This is a genomic window from Desulfovibrio sp. Fe33, from assembly GCF_028532725.1.
Classification (GTDB): Bacteria; Desulfobacterota; Desulfovibrionia; order Desulfovibrionales; family Desulfovibrionaceae; genus Pseudodesulfovibrio.
The window spans coordinates 1-17,569 of sequence record NZ_JAQKGU010000001.1 but is presented as its reverse complement, the minus strand read 5'-3'; the positions used below and the strand labels follow the sequence as shown (position 1 = coordinate 17,569).

The window sequence follows — 17,569 nt, the reverse complement described above, 5'->3', positions numbered from 1 at the left end:
ATGATTAACAGGATCATTATCGATAACTTCATGGCTCACGAGCATACCGAGCTTGAGCTCGGGCCTGGCGTGACCATCCTGACCGGTTCCAACAACACCGGCAAATCCGCCGTGGTGGAGGCGCTGCGCTGTCTGGCGACCAATCCGGCGCGCAGCCCCAACCCCGCCCTGTACATCCGGCACGGGGCCAAGGAAGCCCGCGTGGAGGTCGAGGTGGACGACGGCACCCGGGTGGCCTGGGTGCGCACCAAGCGGTGGGCCAAATACGAGCTGTGGGCGCCGGGAGCGGAAGAGCCGGAGGAGTACCACAAGCTTCAGGGCAAGGTGCCCGAGGACGTGGCCCGGGCCCTGCGGCTCGATCCGGTGGAGCTTGAGACACGGAAGGACTTGGTGGACGTGCACCTGGGCAACCAGCGCGACCCCGTGTTCCTGCTCAACCAGCCCGATTCGGTCATGGCCGAGTTTTTCGCCGCATCCACCGAATCCGCCCACCTGCTGGCCATGCAGAACGTGCTCAAGATGCGGGTGCGCGACGCCAAACGGGAGGAAAAGGGCTTGGAGGGGCAGGTTGCGCGCGTCGCTGCCGACCTCGACCGGCTTGCCCCCCTGCCGGAGTTGACGCTGCGCATGGACGGAATCGAGGAGCTGGACCGCACTGCGGCCCGCCTGGAACAGGAGGTCCCTGCCCTGGAAGCGGCTCTGGCCGAGTTCCGCGCCCTGGACGGACGGCTTTCCCGCGAACGGTCCGCAGGCGCGGCTCTCCAGGGAGTCCTGGCCCCGCCCGAAGTCGAGGATGTGGGCCGTCTCGGACGGCATATCGGGTCCATGGCTTCGGTGGAAGCGCAGCTTGGCCGCGCGGGCCGCACGGCCGGAGCATTGGCCGAACTCGACGCGCCGCCCCGGGCCGAGGAAGCCGCCCCCCTGCATCGCCTTATCCGGGAGCTGGACGACACCGGGGATATCCTCCGCGCGGCCTTGTCCCGTAGGGCGGTTATGACCAGCCTGTCCGAACCGCCGGAACCCGCGGACGCCGGGGGATTGGCCGCCGTGGTGGATGACCTGCTCATCCTGCGCGCCCGGTCCGCCCGTTTCACCCGCCTGACGGAAATCCTGGGAGGCATTGCCGAGCCGCCCGCGCCGCAGCCTTTGAAAAGACTCGATGAAGCCGTGTCGCAACTCGGCGGCCTGGAAGAACAATTTTTGCTGAAGCGGACCGAACTGGACGGCCTGGAAAAGGACTTGTCGGCCGTTGTGGCCGCCATGGACGAACGCATCAAGGCCGTGGGCTGCTGTCCTGTCTGCGGCGGCGACCTGACCACCGACAACTTCCTGGATCACGGGTGCCGCCATGAGTCTTGAGCATATCCGCGCCAAGGGGTTGTTTCTGGTGGCCGATCCCCACTTGGCGGATCATCCGCCGGGCCAGCGGCTGGAGGGGTATCTCGACCAGATTCTGGCCAAGCTGGCCGCCTGTCTGGAGCGGGCCGACGAACTGTCCATGGCTCCGGTTCTGCTCGGCGACCTTTTTCATTGGCCCCGCGACAATTCCAACAGGATGCTCGTGGAGCTTATCCGGCTCTTCGGCTCCCGCAAGGGCGACAGGACCGTACACGTCCTCGTGGGCAACCACGACAAGTACCAGTCGCGGTTCACGGACGACGTGTCCCTGGCGGTGCTGGAGACGGCGGGCGCGGTTCGGCTCATGAAAGAGGAGGGGCCACAGTTCGTCCTAGACACGGACGACGGTCCGGTTCTGGTCTGCGCCAGCCCGGACGGCGCGCCTCTGCCCAAGTCCTACGAACGCCGCGAGGACGACCCGGACACCGTTATCTGGCTGACCCACCACAACATTCGTTTCCCCGAGTTCATCGACAAGGCGTATTCCATCAAGGAGTTGCCGGGCATCGACTGGGTCATCAACGGCCATATTCACCGGCCGCAGGCTACGGTGACCAAAGGGGGGACCATCTGGGCCAACCCCGGCAACATCACCCGACTGACCTTCACCCGCCGGTCCATGGCCCGGGAGCCTTCCGCCGCCATCTGGACGCCCGGCTGCGTGGAGCTGGAAAAGTGGGTGGTTCCGCACCTCGCCTTCGACCGGGTTTTCCCGGACCAGGAGTTGCCCCCCGAGGAGCAGGAGCTTGAAGGCGAATCCAATTTTATCAAGGGGCTGGAACGGCTGGCTTGGCAGCGTACCCACGAGGGCACGGGCCTGAAGCAGTTCCTGACCGAAAATCTGAGCAGCGAAACCCCGGAAGGCAAGCTCATCTGGGAACTCTACGAGGAGGTCATAAGCGGTGAATAACGACGCCAACCAAAACGGAACGGCACGGGACGCCCGCGTGGAGCGGGAACTCAACGACCTGCGCCGTCAATACGAGCAGTTGCGGGACCGCAAGGTGCGCACCGAAGAGGCCGTGGCCCAGCTTACCCATCAGTTGGAGACCCTGAAAAAGCAGGCCGAAGCCGAATACGGAACCAGCGACCTCAAGGAGCTGCAACAGCTTCTTGAAGAAAAACGGCAACAAAACGAAGAGGTTGTCGACACATACCGCAAGCATGTCCAACAGATTCAGGCCGATCTCGCCCAAGTGGAAAACGCGGTGGAGGGCGACTAGGTGAGCCTGTCCGACGATCTCAGGGAGCTGCGCCTGGAGCGCCGCCGGGCCGAGGGCCGTCTGCATCGGCTGTCCGCCCTTGGCGAGCAGTTGCACGCGGAACACGGCCGTGTGCGCCGTGAGCTCGGCGGGGTGCGGGAATTCCTGGACTTGGCCCCCAGGGCGCGCGACACCCTTGAGGAGTTGTCCACCGCGCTGTTCGGCCGCATCCTCGACGAGGTGGAGGCCAACCTGACCCACGCCATCCGCGAGATTCTCGGCCAGGACCGGGTGGTCGTCACCGAGCGGGAGGTCAAGAACAACCGGCTCCAGATCCATTTCCTGATCCGCAACCAGGGCCGCGAGGACGAGATCGAGGACATCATGACCGGCCAGGGCGGTTCGGTCTGCAACATCCTTTCGGTGGGCCTGCGGCTTATCGCCCTGTCCCAGTTGCCCGAGTCGGGCCATCGGCCCTTCCTCGTCCTCGACGAGCAGGATTGCTGGCTCAAACCCGGCCTCATCCCCAAATTCATGAAGCTGATCCAGGAGATCGCCGCCCGCCTGGAAATCCAGCTTCTGGTCATCAGTCATCATCCCCTCGACCTCTTCGCAGGGTCGGCCGACCGTATCTTCGAATTGGTTCCCGACCGCGAGGCCGGGGCCGTGGTCAAGCGCGTCAAATAGCCCTCGACGGTCGATTTCGGCTGTTGCCCCTCTGGACAAATCGGTCCGGGTGCTTATCTTAATAGTGCCAAAGATGGCCATAAGGGATACGCCCGCAAGGGATTGACCCATGAGATATATGGCAGGCAACCGCAAAGGAGGATTCCACCCGTTAAAGCTCTCGAAACCATAAAACAGCGAACCGAGTCGCGCTCCCGCAAAGCATAGTGTGCGCATGGACCCCCGAGGCCGACCAGGCCAGGGACCGCCGGGAAATCCGGTCAGCGCACTTTTTTTGCGCCTTTTTTCCGTGGGGAGGGTGACGCGCCACTAAAAAACGCGCCGCTCCCAACGTCGGGAGGGCGCGCTTTTGCAGGTGGCTCGCTCGGGCGCGGCTACTTGGAGCCGGTCCAGTCCTTTTCGGGGACGGCATGGTCCACGAGCATGATGGGAATGTCGTCCTTGACCGGATAGACCACCCCGCAGGCGGGGCAGGCGAGGCCGTCCCCGGCGGGCGTGAGCGTCAGCGCGCCTTTGCACTTGGGGCAGGCCAGGATGTCGAGCAGTTCTTTTTCGAGGGGCATGGCGTTCTCCTTTGGATGTGGGGGAGAATAGCCGCGGTGAAGGGAATTGGCAACCACCCGCCCTTTACCTCAGGACGGAGAGACTGTACCGTTCCCATTTGCGCAACCGGAAATCAAACAGGAAAGCACTGCCATGAGCATAGATCTGCATACGCATACCACGGCATCGGACGGGACGCTGACGCCCACGGAACTGATTCGGCTGGCTGCCGACAGCGGCCTGGACGCCATCGCCGTGACCGATCACGATACCTTCCAGGGCGTGGCCGAGGCCATGGAGGCGGGCAGGCGGTTCGGGGTCGAGGTCATTCCCGGCACGGAACTGAGCCTGGAATCGCCGGAGGGCGCGGGCTGGATTCACGTGGTCGCCCTGTGGCTGCCGGAAAGGGCCGACGAACTGCAAAAGGCGCTGGATTGGGTCATCGAGGGCCGGGCCGAACGCAACCACAAGATCGTGGACAAGCTGCGCACCCTCGGCGTGAACATTACCTATGAAGCCGTGGCCGCTCGCGCCACGGGAACCATCGGCCGTCCGCATTTCGCCCAGGAGCTGATGGCGTTGGGCGTGTGTTCGTCCATGGATGAAGCCTTTCGTGTATGGGTCGGCGACAACGGGAGGGCCTACGTGCCCAAGCGCAAGCTCACTCCCGAGCGGGCGCTTTCCATCCTCAACGATATAGGGGCCACCTCCATTCTGGCCCACCCGTTCGCCTTGAGGCTGAACTACCCGGAGACCGAGAAGGTTATCCGCCGTCTCAAGGATCTCGGCCTGGACGGCATGGAGGTCTACTATTCCGAACATTCCGAGGCCGACACCAAGGCGTACGGCGAAATGGCCGACCGGCTCGGACTGCTCAAGAGCGGCGGCTCGGACTTCCACGGCGCCAACAAGCCGGATATCAAGCTCGGCGTGGGCCGGGGCAATCTAAATCTTCCCTACGATCTCCTCGAAAAAATGAAGGAATATCGCCGGTCCAAGGGGCTGCCCGTCTAGGGCGGCCTTTCCCCCTTCCGCCGGGCGCGTATCGGAACAGGCCCGGCTCAACATTCCCCTTGGCGAAACGAATCCCCATCAGGTACTTTGCGCCCATGCCAGACACCAGCCCGTTCATACCGGAACTGCTCGCCCCCGCAGGCAACATGGAAAAACTCGAGACCGCCATCCTCTATGGCGCGGATGCCGTCTATCTGGGCGGCGAAGGTCTCAACCTGCGCGCCGGAGCGGGCGGGTTCGACCGTCAGGCCCTTGAACAGGCCATCCAGCGCGCGCATCGGGCCGGGGTCAAGGTCTACTACACCCTCAACGTCTACCCGCGCCAGTCCCACATGAAAGCCTTGCGCGAGCAGATCGATTTTCTCGGCGAGCTTCGGCCCGACGCGGTCATCGCCGCCGACCCCGGCGTTATCCGGCTGCTGCGGCGTGAGCTTCCCGAAATTCCTGTGCACATCTCCACCCAGGCCAACACCTCCAATGCGGAGGCCGTGCGTTTCTGGCAGGAAAACGGGGCCAAGCGCGTCAACGTGGCCCGCGAGCTGCGTTCCGCCGAGCTGGCGGAGATGCTCGACGCCTGCCGCAAGCAGATGCCCACCATGGAGCTTGAGGTCTTCATGCACGGGGCCATGTGCATGGCCGTGTCCGGACGCTGCTACATGTCCGCGCTGCTCAACGACCGGCCCGGGAACCTCGGGCAATGCTCTCATCCTTGCCGATACGAGTACCGGCCCACGTCCATCTCCTTCGAGGAGCGTACCCGGCCCGGCGAAAACCTTTGGGAAATCCGCGAATATTCCGCCGGACTGACCGAGGAATTCACCTTCGACGCGCCCGAGGATTTCGCGTTCTCCTCACCGGATAAGGACGGCCCCGCCTCCCAGCCCCCGGCCGACCGCGCCCTGTCCGCCGCCCTGGATACCGACGCTTGGACCAAGTTCTTCGCCGCCGAGGACCTTTGTCTGCTCCACTACATCGAGTGGTTCCGGCGCATGAAGGTCGCTTCCCTCAAGATTGAAGGCCGCACCAAAAGTTCAGCCTACCTCGCCCAGGTGGTGGACGCCTACAAGACCGCCCTCACCCATGCGGCCAATGGACGTTTCCAGCCCGAAATATATCTCGACGAGTTGGTCAACGCCGCCTCCCGGCCCCTGACCACCGGGTTCTTCGATCCGGCCAACCGGGGCGCAATCGCCCTGCCGCCGGACGACACCGAAAAACGTCCCGTCCTGGCCCGCGTCCTCGCTCCGCTGGCCTCCGGCCGCTGGCTCGTCCAGACCAAGGCCCGCTGGGACGCATCGCAAGGCGTTGAAATCCTCGTGCCCGGTCTGCTCCGCCCCGCAATCGCCGCCAACGATTACGGCCTTGTGGACGAAAAAGGCCAGGGTATAGATGTCTCTCACCCCGGCCAACGCGCCATCCTCATCTGCGATCACCCGGATATCAAGAACGGCCTGTTTCTGCGCAAGCCCTGGGATATGAACCGAATCGACTAGCTTGGAGGAGGGGCCTCGCCGGCCGGGCGTCTCCGACGGCCAGGGCGCTGCCCTGGACCCGCCAGAGAACCTTTTGAAAAAGGTTCTCTGGACTCTCCAAAACTTTTTTTCGCCGCTTCGCGGAGTTGCGGGGGCGGGAAGTTGGGTTGGGTTGGGGATGTCTCGGCGATGGGCTGCCGGGGGTATTCCCCGTCTACGGTTTGTCCTTCTCTTCCTTATTGTTTCCGCCATACATTGCGTAATAGCCGCTCGGCACGACCACCAGCGTGAACAGGGTCGAGGCTATGAGCCCGAAGATCAAGGCCCAGGCAAGCCCCGAGAATATGGGGTCCAGGGTGATGGGCCATGCGCCCAGCGCGGTGGTCAGGGCGGTGAGCACGATGGGTCTCATGCGCACTGCGCCGGACCGGACGATGGCCTCCCTGAGGGGGACGCCGTTTGCGGTTTCGCCCTGGATGAATTCTATGAGCACCAGTGAGTTGCGGATGACGATGCCGCCCAGGGCGATCATGCCGATCATGGATGTTGCGGTGAAGAAGACCGGGTCGTTGAATCCGCCCACGGTTCCGCCCGCCGCGAGGTTGAGCAGCCAGAATCCCGGCAGGATGCCGAGCAGGGTGAGGGGGATGGCGGACATTATCAGGGCGGGCATGACAAAGGAGCCGGTCTGCCCGACGAGCAGGATGAAGATGCCGACCAGCGCCGCGCCAAAGGCCAGGCCCAGGTCCCGGAAGACGTCGAGGGTGATCTTCCATTCGCCCTCTCCCGCCCATTGGGTGGTGAGTCCGGGCTGAATGGGGTCTTTTCTGAGCATGGACTGGAGGTCGATGACGGCTTCGCCGGGCGGCACGCCCGCGGTTTCGGCATAGACGTAGGCCACGCGCTTGAGGTTCTTGTGGTAGATGGGCTGTTCGGCCGGGACCTTGCGGAAAGCGCCGAGTTCCGCCAGGGGCACCATGGCGCCGGAGGCGGTCTTCATGCGCAGTTCGCTCAATGAATCCGGGCCGGTGCGCAGCCGCATGGGCAGGACTAGGCGCACGGGCAGGGACTGGCGTTCGTGGGGCAGGTGGACGTTGGCCGGTGCGGAGCCGGACAGGGCCAGGCGCAGGGTATCGACCACCGCCGCGGTGGTAACGCCGTGCAGCGCGGCTTTTTCCTTGTCCAGGACGAAGTCGTACATGACTCGGTCGGTTTCGGAGGAGTCGTCCCGGTCAACCAGGCCGGGCAATTCGCCCATGACTGATTCCACATGGCGCGCGCCGTCGATGATGTCCTGGTAGGCCATGCCGGGTCGGCCGTATATTTCGGCGGTGAGCGTGGCTATGACCGGCGGTCCGGGCGGAACTTCGATGAGTTTCATGCGCACGCCGTTCCGGTCGGCGATGGCTTGCAGGTCGTTGCGCAGGCGCAGCCCGATGGCGTGGGACTGCATGTCGCGTTCGGACTTGTCCCTGAGGTTGACGCGGATGTCCGCGAGGTTGGGCTGTTCGCGCCAGTAGTAGTGGCGGACCATGCCGTTGAAGTCCATGGGGGAAGGCTCGCCCGCATAGGTGATGAAGTCGGTCACTTCCGGCACGGTGCGGAGATAGGCTTCGAAATCGCGTACGGTGCGGTCCGTCCGTTCCAGGGTGGTTCCTTCGGGCATGTCCACAAGGATCTGGAATTCGTTCTTGTTGTCGAAGGGCAGCATCTTGAGCGGCACCAGCCGCATGAGCACCAGCACGCCGCACAGTCCGAGGCCGGTCAGGATGCCGAGCAGGAGTAGCCAGCGGTTGCGCGCCCGGCTCAGGAACGGGGAGATGATCGCTCCGTACCAACGCAGCAGCCGCGTGCCCGCCTTGCTTTCGGATTCTCCGCCGGATGCGGATTTCTTGTATTTCCGGTTGCGCAGCAGCAGGTAGGCCATCCACGGGACCACGGTCAGCGCGGCCAGGGTGGAGAAGGTCACGGTCAAAGGCACGTTGGCGGCCATGGGAGCCATGTACGGCCCCATCATGCCGGTGATGAAGAAGAGGGGCGCGAAGGAGACGATGATGGCCAGGGTGGACAGGATGACCGGAGGCAGGACTTCCTTGACGGCGGCCAGGGTGGCCTCCAGCGGGTCGCGCAATCCCATGCGGATATGCCGCTGGATGTTGTCCACGTTGGTGATGGGATCGTCCACCACCAGGCCGAGGGAAAGGATGAGGGCGAAGAGCGTCACCCTGTTGATGGTGTAGCCGAAGAGATAATTCACGAACAAGGCCAGCGAGAAGCTCATGGGCACGGCCAGGGCCACCACCAGGGCCTCGCGCCAGCCCAGGGTGAAGGCCAGCAGGGCGATGACGGTGACGATGGCGAAAAGCAGCGAGGAGAGCAGGTCGTTGACCTTGCCGTGGGCGGTGGCTCCGTAGTCACGGGTCACGGTCATGGTCACGCCTTCGGGCAGGACGTCCCGTTCGAGCTGGCGGGCGCGTTCGATGACCGCGTCGGCCACGCCCACGGCGTTGACGCCTTTCTTTTTGGACAGGCCGAGGGTCACGGCGGGCCGGGATGCCTGTTCGGGGCCGCGGCCGAGCTCGGCCATGTACAGGTCTGAAAAGCCGATGCGCGAATAGCTGGCCGGTTCGGCCGGGCCGTCGATCACGTCGGCCACGTCGCGCAGGTAGACCGGCCTGTGGTCGAACACGCCCACCACCAGGGAGGCCGCGTCTTCGGCGGACAGGAGAAAGGACTGGCTGACCAGTTGGGTGTCGCCGTCTCCGGAGACGAAATGGCCTGCGGAAAGGGAACTGTCCGCGCCCTTGAGGGCCTGGTATATTTCCTGGGGCGAGACGTGGAATCCGGCCATGCGGTCGGGATGCAGCTCCACGCGGACCTCACGGGAACGGCCCGAATGCAGGGTCACGCGCGAAACGTCCTCGACCTCGGCCAGCCGGTGGAAAAGTTCCTCGGCCATGCGCCGCAGGTCGAAGTCGGAATAGCGGTCCTCGAAGCCGTGTTCGGCGTGCAGGGTCAGGGTGACGATGGGAACGTCGTCGATCTCCACCGGCTTGACCACCCAGCCCGCCACGATGGAGGGAGCCATGTCCTGGTTCTTGAGAATGGTGTTGTGGAGCTTGATGAGCGAGTCCTCGCGGTCTTCGCCCACATGGAAGCGCACGGTGACGGCGGTCTGGTCCTTGCTCGACGTCGAATAGACGTATTCCACCCCGTCGATCTGCCAGAGCAGCCGTTCCAGAGGGGTGGTCACGAGCTTTTCCACCTCCTCGGCGGACGCTCCTGGCACCTGGACGAGAACGTCGGCCATGGGCACCACGATTTGGGGCTCTTCCTCGCGCGGTGTGACCATGATGGCCGCCGCGCCCACGAGCAGCGAGGCCAGCGCGAGGATGACGGACATCTGCGAGGTCAGGAAATAGCGGACGAAGGACGGCAGAAATCCCCGGACCCTGGATTGATCGGGCTGCATCAGCGGCTACCCTCCCGGGACAGGCCCAAGGTTTCGCCGCCGGACAGGCCGGACAGGATTTCGGTCTTGCCGCCGAAGGTCTCGCCGGTGCGCACGTAGACCGGCTGCCACGCGTCGCCGGATTTGACCATGACCGTTTCGAGCTGGCCCACTCGGCGGACCGCCGCCGAGGGAACCAGCACGGTTTCCCGGTCGCCCAGGGGCACCAGCAGTCTGCCGAACATGCCGGGGTACAGGCCGGGCCGGTCCGGCAGCCGGACCTTGACCAGGAAGGAGCGGGTCACGGGGTCGGCCAGGGGCTCGATCTCCTGGACCACTCCGGTCAGCGGCTCCTTGTCGTTGAGCGCCGTGATGACCACGGACATGTTGTCGCCGAGTTTGATGCGGCCGATGAGCGCTTCGCGGACCATGGCCTCAAGGTGCATGGAGCCCCCGGTGTGCAGGGTGAGCAGTTCCTTGTTGGGGAAAGCCAGGTCGCCCGGCTCCACCAGGCGTTTGGCCACCTCTCCCGGCTCCTGGGCGGTGATGGTCGTGTATCCCAGGGAAATTTCGGCCTCCTGGACCACTTTGTCCGCTTCGCGGGCGCGCGCTTCGGCGGCTGCCACGCCCTGTTCGGCCTGATTCAGGGCGGCTTTGGCCTGGAGGTAGGCGGCTTCGGCCTTTTCCACTTCCTCGGCCGTGACCACTTTCTGTTCGAAGAGCTGATTCATGCGCCGGTAGGTTGATTCAGCCTTGGTGTGCGCGGCCCTGGCGGAAGCCAGGGCGTCACGCGCCTGGGCGGCCATGCTCCTGGCGGAGGAAACCGCCTGCCGGGAACGGTCCAGCCGGGTTTCCGAGGCGCGGCTGTCCAGCACCAGCAGTTTGTCGCCCTTGTTCACCCGGTCGCCGGGCCGGACAAGCACTTCGAGCACCCTTCCCGTGACCTGGGCCTCCACGCGGATGTCCGTCTTGGCCTGCACCGTGCCCACGGCGTCGAACAGCCTGGGCAGCACCGCCCGTTCCGCCACGGCCGTTGCCGCGGGTTCGTACCCCGCGCCTTTTTTCACGGCCACGGGCGTTTCCTGGCCGCAGGCCGCCAGGAGCCCCAAGACAACGAGGAATGATGATATGTTCAGGATTATTGTTCTCATGACCGGGTCCATACCACACAATCCCCCGTCCCCGCCACGGCCAAAATGCCGCGGGCGAGGGCGTCTCGGAAGGTGCTAAAAGAGAAAAACGGGGGGTGGAATAAATTTTTTTCCACAGGCAGGCTTGACGGCCATGGAAACGTGCCTATTTAGTTCGCGTACAAAGAAAAGGAGGTGCCGTTCATGGTTATCGATTTCAATACGCTGTATAATTTCCCGTCCAGGTTGGATCGTGTTTTTGAAGAGTTCTTGCGATCCCCCATGGGCGACGACCGACGTCTGGCCTACCCCCCGCTCAATTTGAGCAACGACGACGAGAACATTTACGTCCGCGCCGAAGTGCCCGGAGTGACCATTGACGATGTGGAACTGACCCTCACCGACAAGACGCTGGTCATCAAGGGAGAGCGGACCGCTCCGGAAGGCAAATTCTATAGGCAGGAGCGTCCGAGTGGTGTTTTCCACAGAGTTATCAACATTGGCGTGCCGGTGGACAGGGAAAGAGTGACCGCCGCCATGAAGGACGGTGTCCTGACCGTGACCCTGCCCAAGTCCGAAGAGGTCAAGCCGCGCACCATCAGCATCGACGTCGCCTAACAAGGAGGGTGTCATGAGTGAAGTCGTGAAGAAAGAGGAACGCAAGGAGCTGACCCGCTTCCGTCCGGCCACGGACATCCTGGAGCGCGAGGACGGCTTCCATATATTCATGGATATGCCCGGCGTGAGCAAGGAAGACATGTCCATCGACCTGGAAGAGGACGAGCTGACCGTAACGGGCCGTTCGAGCCAGTGCCAGGCGGTCGGCGAGAAGTTCGTGGAGATGCAGTTCGGCGAGTGCGAGTATGTTCGCTCCGTGTCCATCTCCGACATCGTGGACCGGGAACGCATCAAGGCTTCCGTGGAGAACGGGGTCCTGGAACTCTTCCTGCCCAAGCTGGAGAAGGTCCAACCCAAACGGATCACCATCGAAGCGCAGTAATTCCATCAGCCATTCCCCTAATAAAAGGCCCCCGGCGACTTCGGTCGCCGGGGGCCTTCGCGTTTACAGGGGGGAGACGTCAGATGGCCCAGGTCTCGATGTTGATGAGTCCCAGCCGGGCGGCGTACCGGACCAGCTCCACCGAGTTCTTGAGCCCGAGCTTTTTCATGAGGTTGGTGCGGTGGTTCTCCACGGTCTTGGGGCTGATGAACAGTTGCTCGGCCATGCCCTTGGCGGTGAGCCCCTCGGCGAGCATACGCATGACTTCCTGTTCGCGGGGGGTTAGTGTGGAATAAGGGTCGTTCTGTCCGTCGTCGGCGTCGTCCTTGGTCTGGAGCAGTTTGAAGACCACCTCCTGAGACAGGGCCCCATCCAGGAAGATGTTCCCCTTGGCAACGGTATGGAGGCCCTTGATGAGCTGCCCCGCTGCGGATTCCTTGATGATGTAAGCGGTGGCGCCGGCACGGAAGGCCTCGATGATGTAGTCGGCCTCGGAATGCATGGAAATGATGACGAATCGGGTCTGGGGCAGTTCGTCCTTGAGCTCGCGGATCATCTGGATGCCGCTCTTGTCGGGCATGGAGATGTCCACCAGGACGATGTCGGGCCTGTTGGTCCGCGCCAGGGCTATGCCCTCGCCGCCGGAGCCCGCTTCGGCGCAGACCGCGAAATGCTGGTCTCTGCTGATGATGGTTTTGAGCCCCTCCCGGAAGAGGGGGTGGTCGTCGACGATCATGATGTCCATGATATTTGTTCCCATGCTAACCGTGTCTCCTCGCGCTTTCGATCGGAACCTTGAAGAGGATGCGCGTGCCGGTTCCGGTCAGGGTCTGGATCTCCATGGAGCCGCCGATAAGGCGGGCTCTCTCCTCCATGCTTCGAAGGCCCATGCGTTTTTCCGCGTCGGCCTTGGCCAGGCTTTCCCTCATTAAGAATCCCCGGCCATTGTCCTCGATGCGGATGAGGATGTCCGGGTGGCTCTTGACCAGCCGGATCACTGCCCGGGTCGCCCGGGCATGGCGGCAGATGTTTCTGACGGCTTCCTGGACCATTCGGTAGAGATTGATTTCCACGTCGAAGTCCAAGGAAATATTCTCGATTCCTGTGGCAAAAAAGTCAACGTCGAACCCATATCGGCTTCCCGCCTCATGGCATAAATTATCCAGGGCCTGGACCAAACCGAGCTGGTCCAGCGCCGGGGGACGCAGGCCGTAGGCGATTTCCCGGACCGATGCGATGGTGTGGCGCAGGACTTCCGTCACGGCCCGGCCCCGTCCGGTCAGTTCCGGATCGGCACCGGGATGGCCGTCGAACAGGGTCTCCATCTTGAGCATGATCGAGGACAGGTCCTGGGCCACGTTGTCGTGCAGGTCGCGGGCGATGCGCTGGCGTTCGTCTTCCTGCACGCGGATGAGCTGCTGGGTGAGCGCCTGGATGCGTTCCTGGGCCTGGCCGCGCTCCTCGGCCACGGCCTTGAGACGGACGTTAGCCTTGGACAGCTCCGCCGTGCGTTTGCGGACCCGGTTTTCCATCTGGGCGTGGGCGATGAGCAGTTCCGATTCCAGGGCTTTGTAGCGGGTGATGTCGGTAAGGATGAACATCAACGCTTCGCGCCCGCCCCACATGATGGGCTTGACGTTCATGTTGATCCATTTGGTCCCGCCGTTCTTGGTCACTATGCGGAAGAAGCCCAGCGGGGTCTTGTCCTTGCCCATTCCCATCCGGGCGAGCCTCGGGGTGTTTTCGTTCCGGTCGTCGGGATGGACCATGTCCGCGAAATTCAGCTTTTCGAGTTCGTCGGCCGTGTAGCCGGTAATGCGTCTCATGGACCTGTTGACGTAGCGGACCGAACCGTTCTGCATGACGATGACCCCTTCCTGCGAGTTCTCGGCCAGCACGCGGTAGCGTTCCTCCGAGTCCATGAGGGCCTCTTCGGCCCGTCGTCTCGGGGTCACGTCCAGCAGCGAGACGATGACGCGGGAGAGGGTGTCCTGGTATTCGTCCGGGACGTAGAAGTGGACCATGACCCAGATGGTGTCCCCGTCCAGGGTGCGGTTGGTGCTCTCGCCGCAGTATTCCCGGCCGCCTTCGGTGAGCATGATGATTTCTTCGGTGAAAGCGGCCATGGAACTGTCGGTCAGGACCTTATCCAGGTTGCCCAACAGCTCCTCTTTGGAGTGCGCGCCGAGCAGGGGCAGGGTGGCCTTGTTCACGTCCACCACTGTGACCAGGGAGGCGCACTTGGCCAACGATTCGGGATTTTCGTAGAAGTAACTCCGGAAGTCGGTGACGCCTTGCTCCTTGAGTTCGTCCAGGTAGAACTTGAGCCGGGTCAGGTCCTCTTCCCAGAGGGAAATGGGGGAGTCCTCGAACAGGGTGCGGAAGCGGGCTTCGCTGGCCTCCACGGCGGCCCCGGCTTCCCGGCGGATGGTGACGTCCCTGGACACGCCCTGGAATCCGATGGGGCGGCCCGAGTCGTCGAGCAGCCGTTTTATCACGGTCTCGGCCCAGAAGGTCTGGCCGTTTTTATGGAGGTGCTCCAGCTCAAGGCTGCTGACCATGGTGAAGTTTCCCTCGTTTTCGGCGTCCTTGCGCCGGGCCAGCGCCTCTTCCAGCCTGGAGATCGAATCCTCGGCGACCAGTTCCCTGATCTGGCGTCCCTGCACTTCCTCCGGGGTATAGCCGCTGATGTCTTTGATGGACGGCGTGGCGTAGATCATGCGGTAGTCGTCGTCCATGGTCCAGATGGCGTCGGCGGTGTTCTCGGCCAGGAAACGGTATTTTTCCTCGCTGGCGCGCAGACGCTCCTCGGCGCGTTTGCGCGCGGTGATGTCCGTGGCGATGCCTTCCACGGCCACGGGATGGCCGTGTTTGTCCCGAAGCAGGATGTGCCGCTGGCTGGCCCAGCGGACTTCGCCTGATTTGTGAATGAATTGAAACACGTATTCGGCGCGGACCCTGCCTTCGAGCAGTTCCTCCATGACCTCGTCCAGATAGTCGCGCCAGTCCGGGTGGACGATGTGCCAGAGGAGCAGCGGATTGTCCTGATATTCCTGCACGGAATAGCCGGAAAACCGCACTACGGAAGGGCTGAGGTAATCGTATAGGCCGGTGTGCAGGTTAAGACGGAAAAAGATGTCGCTGGTGCTTTCGGATATGAATTTCAGGCTCTTCTGTGCCGTGCCGAGGGCCTCGCGGATGCGGATAAGGTCGGACAGGTCCTGTTTGATGGAGATGACGTGGGTGATTTCTCCGGAATCGTCGGTGACGGGATCGAACCATCCCTTGACCGAACGCAGAGTCCCGTCCTTGGAGCGGATGACGTATTCGCCTTCCCACCGTTTGCCTTGCCTGACCGTGGGCAGGACCACGTTCCAATAGAGGTCCAGGGTCTCAGCGGGAAGGATGTGTTTCTGGTCCAGGCGGTTGTCCAGGATTTCCTCGATGGAGTAGCCCCAGAGCCGGGCGTAGGCTTTGTTGCCCCATACGGGAAAGAGGTTCTTGTCGTGGACCGAGACCGCCATGCCGGAGGCTTCCACCAGGCGGCGGAACATGCCGGGAGTGAAGTCGAGCAACCGTTCGCGGGTTTCCGTGTCGGGGCGAGGTATAGGTTCGCGGTCGGTCTTCACTGGGCGTCCGGTTGCTGAGTGTGGCGGGCATGGCCTCAACGCTGAATATATCTTAACGTATTCGCAAACCGAATGGAAGGCGCGGCCGGTTATTGCGCCGCCGGAGGCGGACCGATGCTACTTATCCAGGACGCGGCCAGGGAGGCGTGATCGTCGGCCACCTGTTCAACCCAGGAGGATTGCCCTCCCTCGGCTTCGAGAACTTCCCGGCTCGTCTTGGCCGGGGCCACGACGATGGTGAAGGCGAGCTTTTCCTTGTCGCGCAGGGCTTCGAGAGTTTTGATGAGGGGCCGCCATTCGGCCGTCTTGCGGCCGGTGACGAGCCAGAGCACGGGCAGGTCGAGGCGGGCAAGGGCCTTGGGGTCCGGCAGGTCGCCGGGAGCAAGCCCGTCGGTGAGCATACAGACCAGGAAACCCGGCTTCGCCAGCATCGCGGCGCTGAGCGCGGCGGGCACGCCCGGCCCGGCTCCCCATATCCCGGCCTTGTCCGCGCCGATGGATGAGTGGGCCTTGAGAAATCCGTAGGCGGCCGCGGCGTCTTCGGCCAGTGCGCCGGACCCTGCCGGGGCGGGCGGCTCGGCCGCGCATCCCCGCGGGCTGAAGGTCAGGGCGGCCAGGTCGTGCATGGACAGGGTCCGGGTGAACGCCTGGACCATGCCCGGATCGGCGCATTCCGGCCCGTGGACGACCACCACGCCCGCATGATTCCCGTCGTAGGGCGGGCGGGAGAGACGGGCCGCCAGCGGTCCGGCCGGGCCGTCGAAGGAAAGTTCTTCCTCGCGCACATGCACCTTGACCGGATAATGCGCGATGCGGTCCTCGTCCGTGACCAGGATGAACCGTTCGATGCGGTCGTTCTTGGCCAGGAAGGTGACCGAGCCGGTCACGGGTTCGTCGGCGTCGACGGAGGGCCCGATGGTGTAGACGTATTTGCCGAACGCCTGCTTCAGTCGGCGCAGGGTCTTGTTTTTGGAGTCGTAGATCAGGAATCGCCCATACTTGGTGTTGCGGGCGTCGATGATGGAGATGACCCGGTCGTCCTTGGTTCGGAACTGGCCGGAGAACTCCTGCGAGGAGTAGGAAAAGTAGTCGCCCATCAAGGCCCGGCCGAAGCGGGCTTCGGCCCCCCTGTGCACGGTGGCGTCCTTGCGGACGTAGATTTTTTCGGGCAGTCCGTCCTCGGCCGGCTTTTCGGGGGGCAGGGTCTTGGTCGGGCTGATTTCCACCACTTCGGTCTCCGGTTCCGGCTCCGGGGCGGTCTCGGGTTCGGGTGCTGGAGCCTGTTCGGGCGGCGCGTCGTCCAGGACCACGGTCTTGTCCATGGGCAGGGGCGCGGCTGCCGGAAGCTCGTCCGGGGGCGGCTGGGCGGCGGGCGGCTCTGGAGCGGGAGCGGGCGCGGGCATGGGGATGATCGGCTCCGGCTCCCGGACGTCGGTCAGCTCCACCTCCATGAGTTCAATCTGCGGCAGGGGGGGCAGGTCCACGGAATGAAGCAGTCCGACCGCCACCACGGCATGGAAAAGGATGGAGAGTGCCCAGCTCAGCGTCCGTTGCATGTCGTTTCGTCCCGTTCCCTATTTTTTCTTGTCCGGCTTGGGCTCTTCGGCCACGATGCCGAGCTTGTCGATGCCCGCCGCCTTGATCTCGCCCATGACCTGGACGACCGTGCCGTAAGGTACTTCCCGGTCCGCGCGCAGGAAAAGCTGCTTCTTCTGGGTGGCCACCAGCCGCTTGAGATGCTCCTCAAGCTCGTCCAGCCCCACCTTGTACTCGTCCAGAAAGATGTTGCCGTCCTTTTTCACGGTCAGGACCAGATGCTCGGAATCCTGCGGCAGGTTGCGGACCGTCCGGGTGGCGGGCAGGTCCACCTCGACCCCCTGGGTCATGAGCGGGGCCGTGACCATGAAGATAATCAGCAGCACCAGCATCACGTCCACGAAGGGCGTGACGTTGATCTCGTTGAGGAACCCGCCGCCGGTCTTGATCGCCATGACCGACTCCTACTGGCGCTCGGGCTTGTCGGCCCAGGCGATTTCGCGTTCG

The 17,569-nt window shown here is 63.6% G+C and carries 15 protein-coding genes; 8 read left to right on the top strand and 7 right to left on the bottom strand.

Annotated elements, in window-relative coordinates; all coding sequences use genetic code 11:
- From PSN43_RS00075 to PSN43_RS00060, 4 genes are read left to right on the top strand one after another with little or no spacing between them, the layout of a single operon-like run.
- Positions 1–1,359 (top strand): AAA family ATPase, encoded by a 1,359-nt coding sequence (locus tag PSN43_RS00075; protein WP_272698672.1) that lies wholly within the window; start codon positions 1–3, stop codon positions 1,357–1,359.
- Positions 1,349–2,308: a metallophosphoesterase family protein gene (locus PSN43_RS00070; protein WP_272698671.1), complete on the top strand. Its 960-nt coding sequence runs from the start codon at positions 1,349–1,351 to the stop codon at positions 2,306–2,308. The genes PSN43_RS00075 and PSN43_RS00070 overlap by 11 nt, the downstream gene beginning before the upstream one ends.
- Entirely contained in the window at positions 2,301–2,621 is a 321-nt protein-coding gene (locus PSN43_RS00065) for a hypothetical protein (protein ID WP_272698670.1), read from the top strand. Before PSN43_RS00070 ends, PSN43_RS00065 begins: the two co-directional genes overlap by 8 nt.
- Positions 2,622–3,287 carry a hypothetical protein gene (locus PSN43_RS00060; RefSeq protein WP_272698669.1) on the top strand — a complete coding sequence of 222 codons (666 nt, stop codon included), beginning with the start codon at positions 2,622–2,624 and terminating at the stop codon, positions 3,285–3,287.
- Between the two features lie 374 nt (positions 3,288–3,661).
- Here the strand turns inward: PSN43_RS00060 and PSN43_RS00055 are convergent, their stop codons facing one another.
- Complete coding sequence (locus PSN43_RS00055; protein ID WP_272698668.1) at positions 3,662–3,850, bottom strand: Trm112 family protein; 189 nt, start codon at positions 3,848–3,850, stop codon at positions 3,662–3,664.
- A 133-nt stretch (positions 3,851–3,983) separates the two neighbouring features.
- Between PSN43_RS00055 and PSN43_RS00050 the strand changes: the two genes are divergently transcribed.
- Together PSN43_RS00050 and PSN43_RS00045 are read left to right on the top strand one after the other, a co-directional pair.
- Positions 3,984–4,844, top strand: a complete 861-nt coding sequence (locus tag PSN43_RS00050) for a PHP domain-containing protein (protein ID WP_272698667.1) — start codon at positions 3,984–3,986, stop codon at positions 4,842–4,844.
- A 95-nt stretch (positions 4,845–4,939) separates the two neighbouring features.
- Positions 4,940–6,337 (top strand): peptidase U32 family protein, encoded by a 1,398-nt coding sequence (locus PSN43_RS00045; protein WP_272698666.1) that lies wholly within the window; start codon positions 4,940–4,942, stop codon positions 6,335–6,337.
- A gap of 193 nt (positions 6,338–6,530) precedes the next feature.
- On the opposite strand, the gene PSN43_RS00040 is transcribed toward PSN43_RS00045, so the two are convergent.
- Positions 6,531–9,788 (bottom strand): efflux RND transporter permease subunit, encoded by a 3,258-nt coding sequence (locus tag PSN43_RS00040; protein WP_272698665.1) that lies wholly within the window; start codon positions 9,786–9,788, stop codon positions 6,531–6,533.
- Entirely contained in the window at positions 9,788–10,918 is a 1,131-nt protein-coding gene (locus tag PSN43_RS00035) for an efflux RND transporter periplasmic adaptor subunit (RefSeq protein ID WP_272698664.1), read from the bottom strand. Before PSN43_RS00035 ends, PSN43_RS00040 begins: the two co-directional genes overlap by 1 nt.
- Positions 10,919–11,101: 183 nt before the next feature.
- On the opposite strand from PSN43_RS00035, the gene PSN43_RS00030 reads away from it, so the two are divergent.
- Together PSN43_RS00030 and PSN43_RS00025 are read left to right on the top strand one after the other, a co-directional pair.
- Entirely contained in the window at positions 11,102–11,515 is a 414-nt protein-coding gene (locus tag PSN43_RS00030) for an Hsp20/alpha crystallin family protein (protein ID WP_272698663.1), read from the top strand.
- Between the two features lie 13 nt (positions 11,516–11,528).
- On the top strand, positions 11,529–11,897 hold the full coding sequence (locus PSN43_RS00025; protein WP_272698662.1) for an Hsp20/alpha crystallin family protein: 369 nt from the start codon (positions 11,529–11,531) through the stop codon (positions 11,895–11,897).
- A 79-nt stretch (positions 11,898–11,976) separates the two neighbouring features.
- On the opposite strand, the gene PSN43_RS00020 is transcribed toward PSN43_RS00025, so the two are convergent.
- The 4 genes from PSN43_RS00020 to tolR form a co-directional block, all read right to left on the bottom strand.
- A complete protein-coding gene (locus PSN43_RS00020) occupies positions 11,977–12,657 on the bottom strand; it encodes a response regulator (RefSeq protein ID WP_272698661.1) in 681 nt (226 codons plus the stop codon).
- A 1-nt stretch (position 12,658) separates the two neighbouring features.
- Complete coding sequence (locus PSN43_RS00015) at positions 12,659–15,526, bottom strand: PAS domain-containing sensor histidine kinase (protein ID WP_272698660.1); 2,868 nt, start codon at positions 15,524–15,526, stop codon at positions 12,659–12,661.
- Between the two features lie 89 nt (positions 15,527–15,615).
- Positions 15,616–17,082 (bottom strand): hypothetical protein, encoded by a 1,467-nt coding sequence (locus PSN43_RS00010; RefSeq protein WP_272698659.1) that lies wholly within the window; start codon positions 17,080–17,082, stop codon positions 15,616–15,618.
- A gap of 18 nt (positions 17,083–17,100) precedes the next feature.
- The gene (gene tolR / locus PSN43_RS00005) at positions 17,101–17,517 is read right to left on the bottom strand and encodes a protein TolR (protein WP_272698658.1); all 417 of its coding nucleotides are present in this window, start codon (positions 17,515–17,517) and stop codon (positions 17,101–17,103) included.
- Between the last annotated feature and the right edge of the window lie 52 nt (positions 17,518–17,569).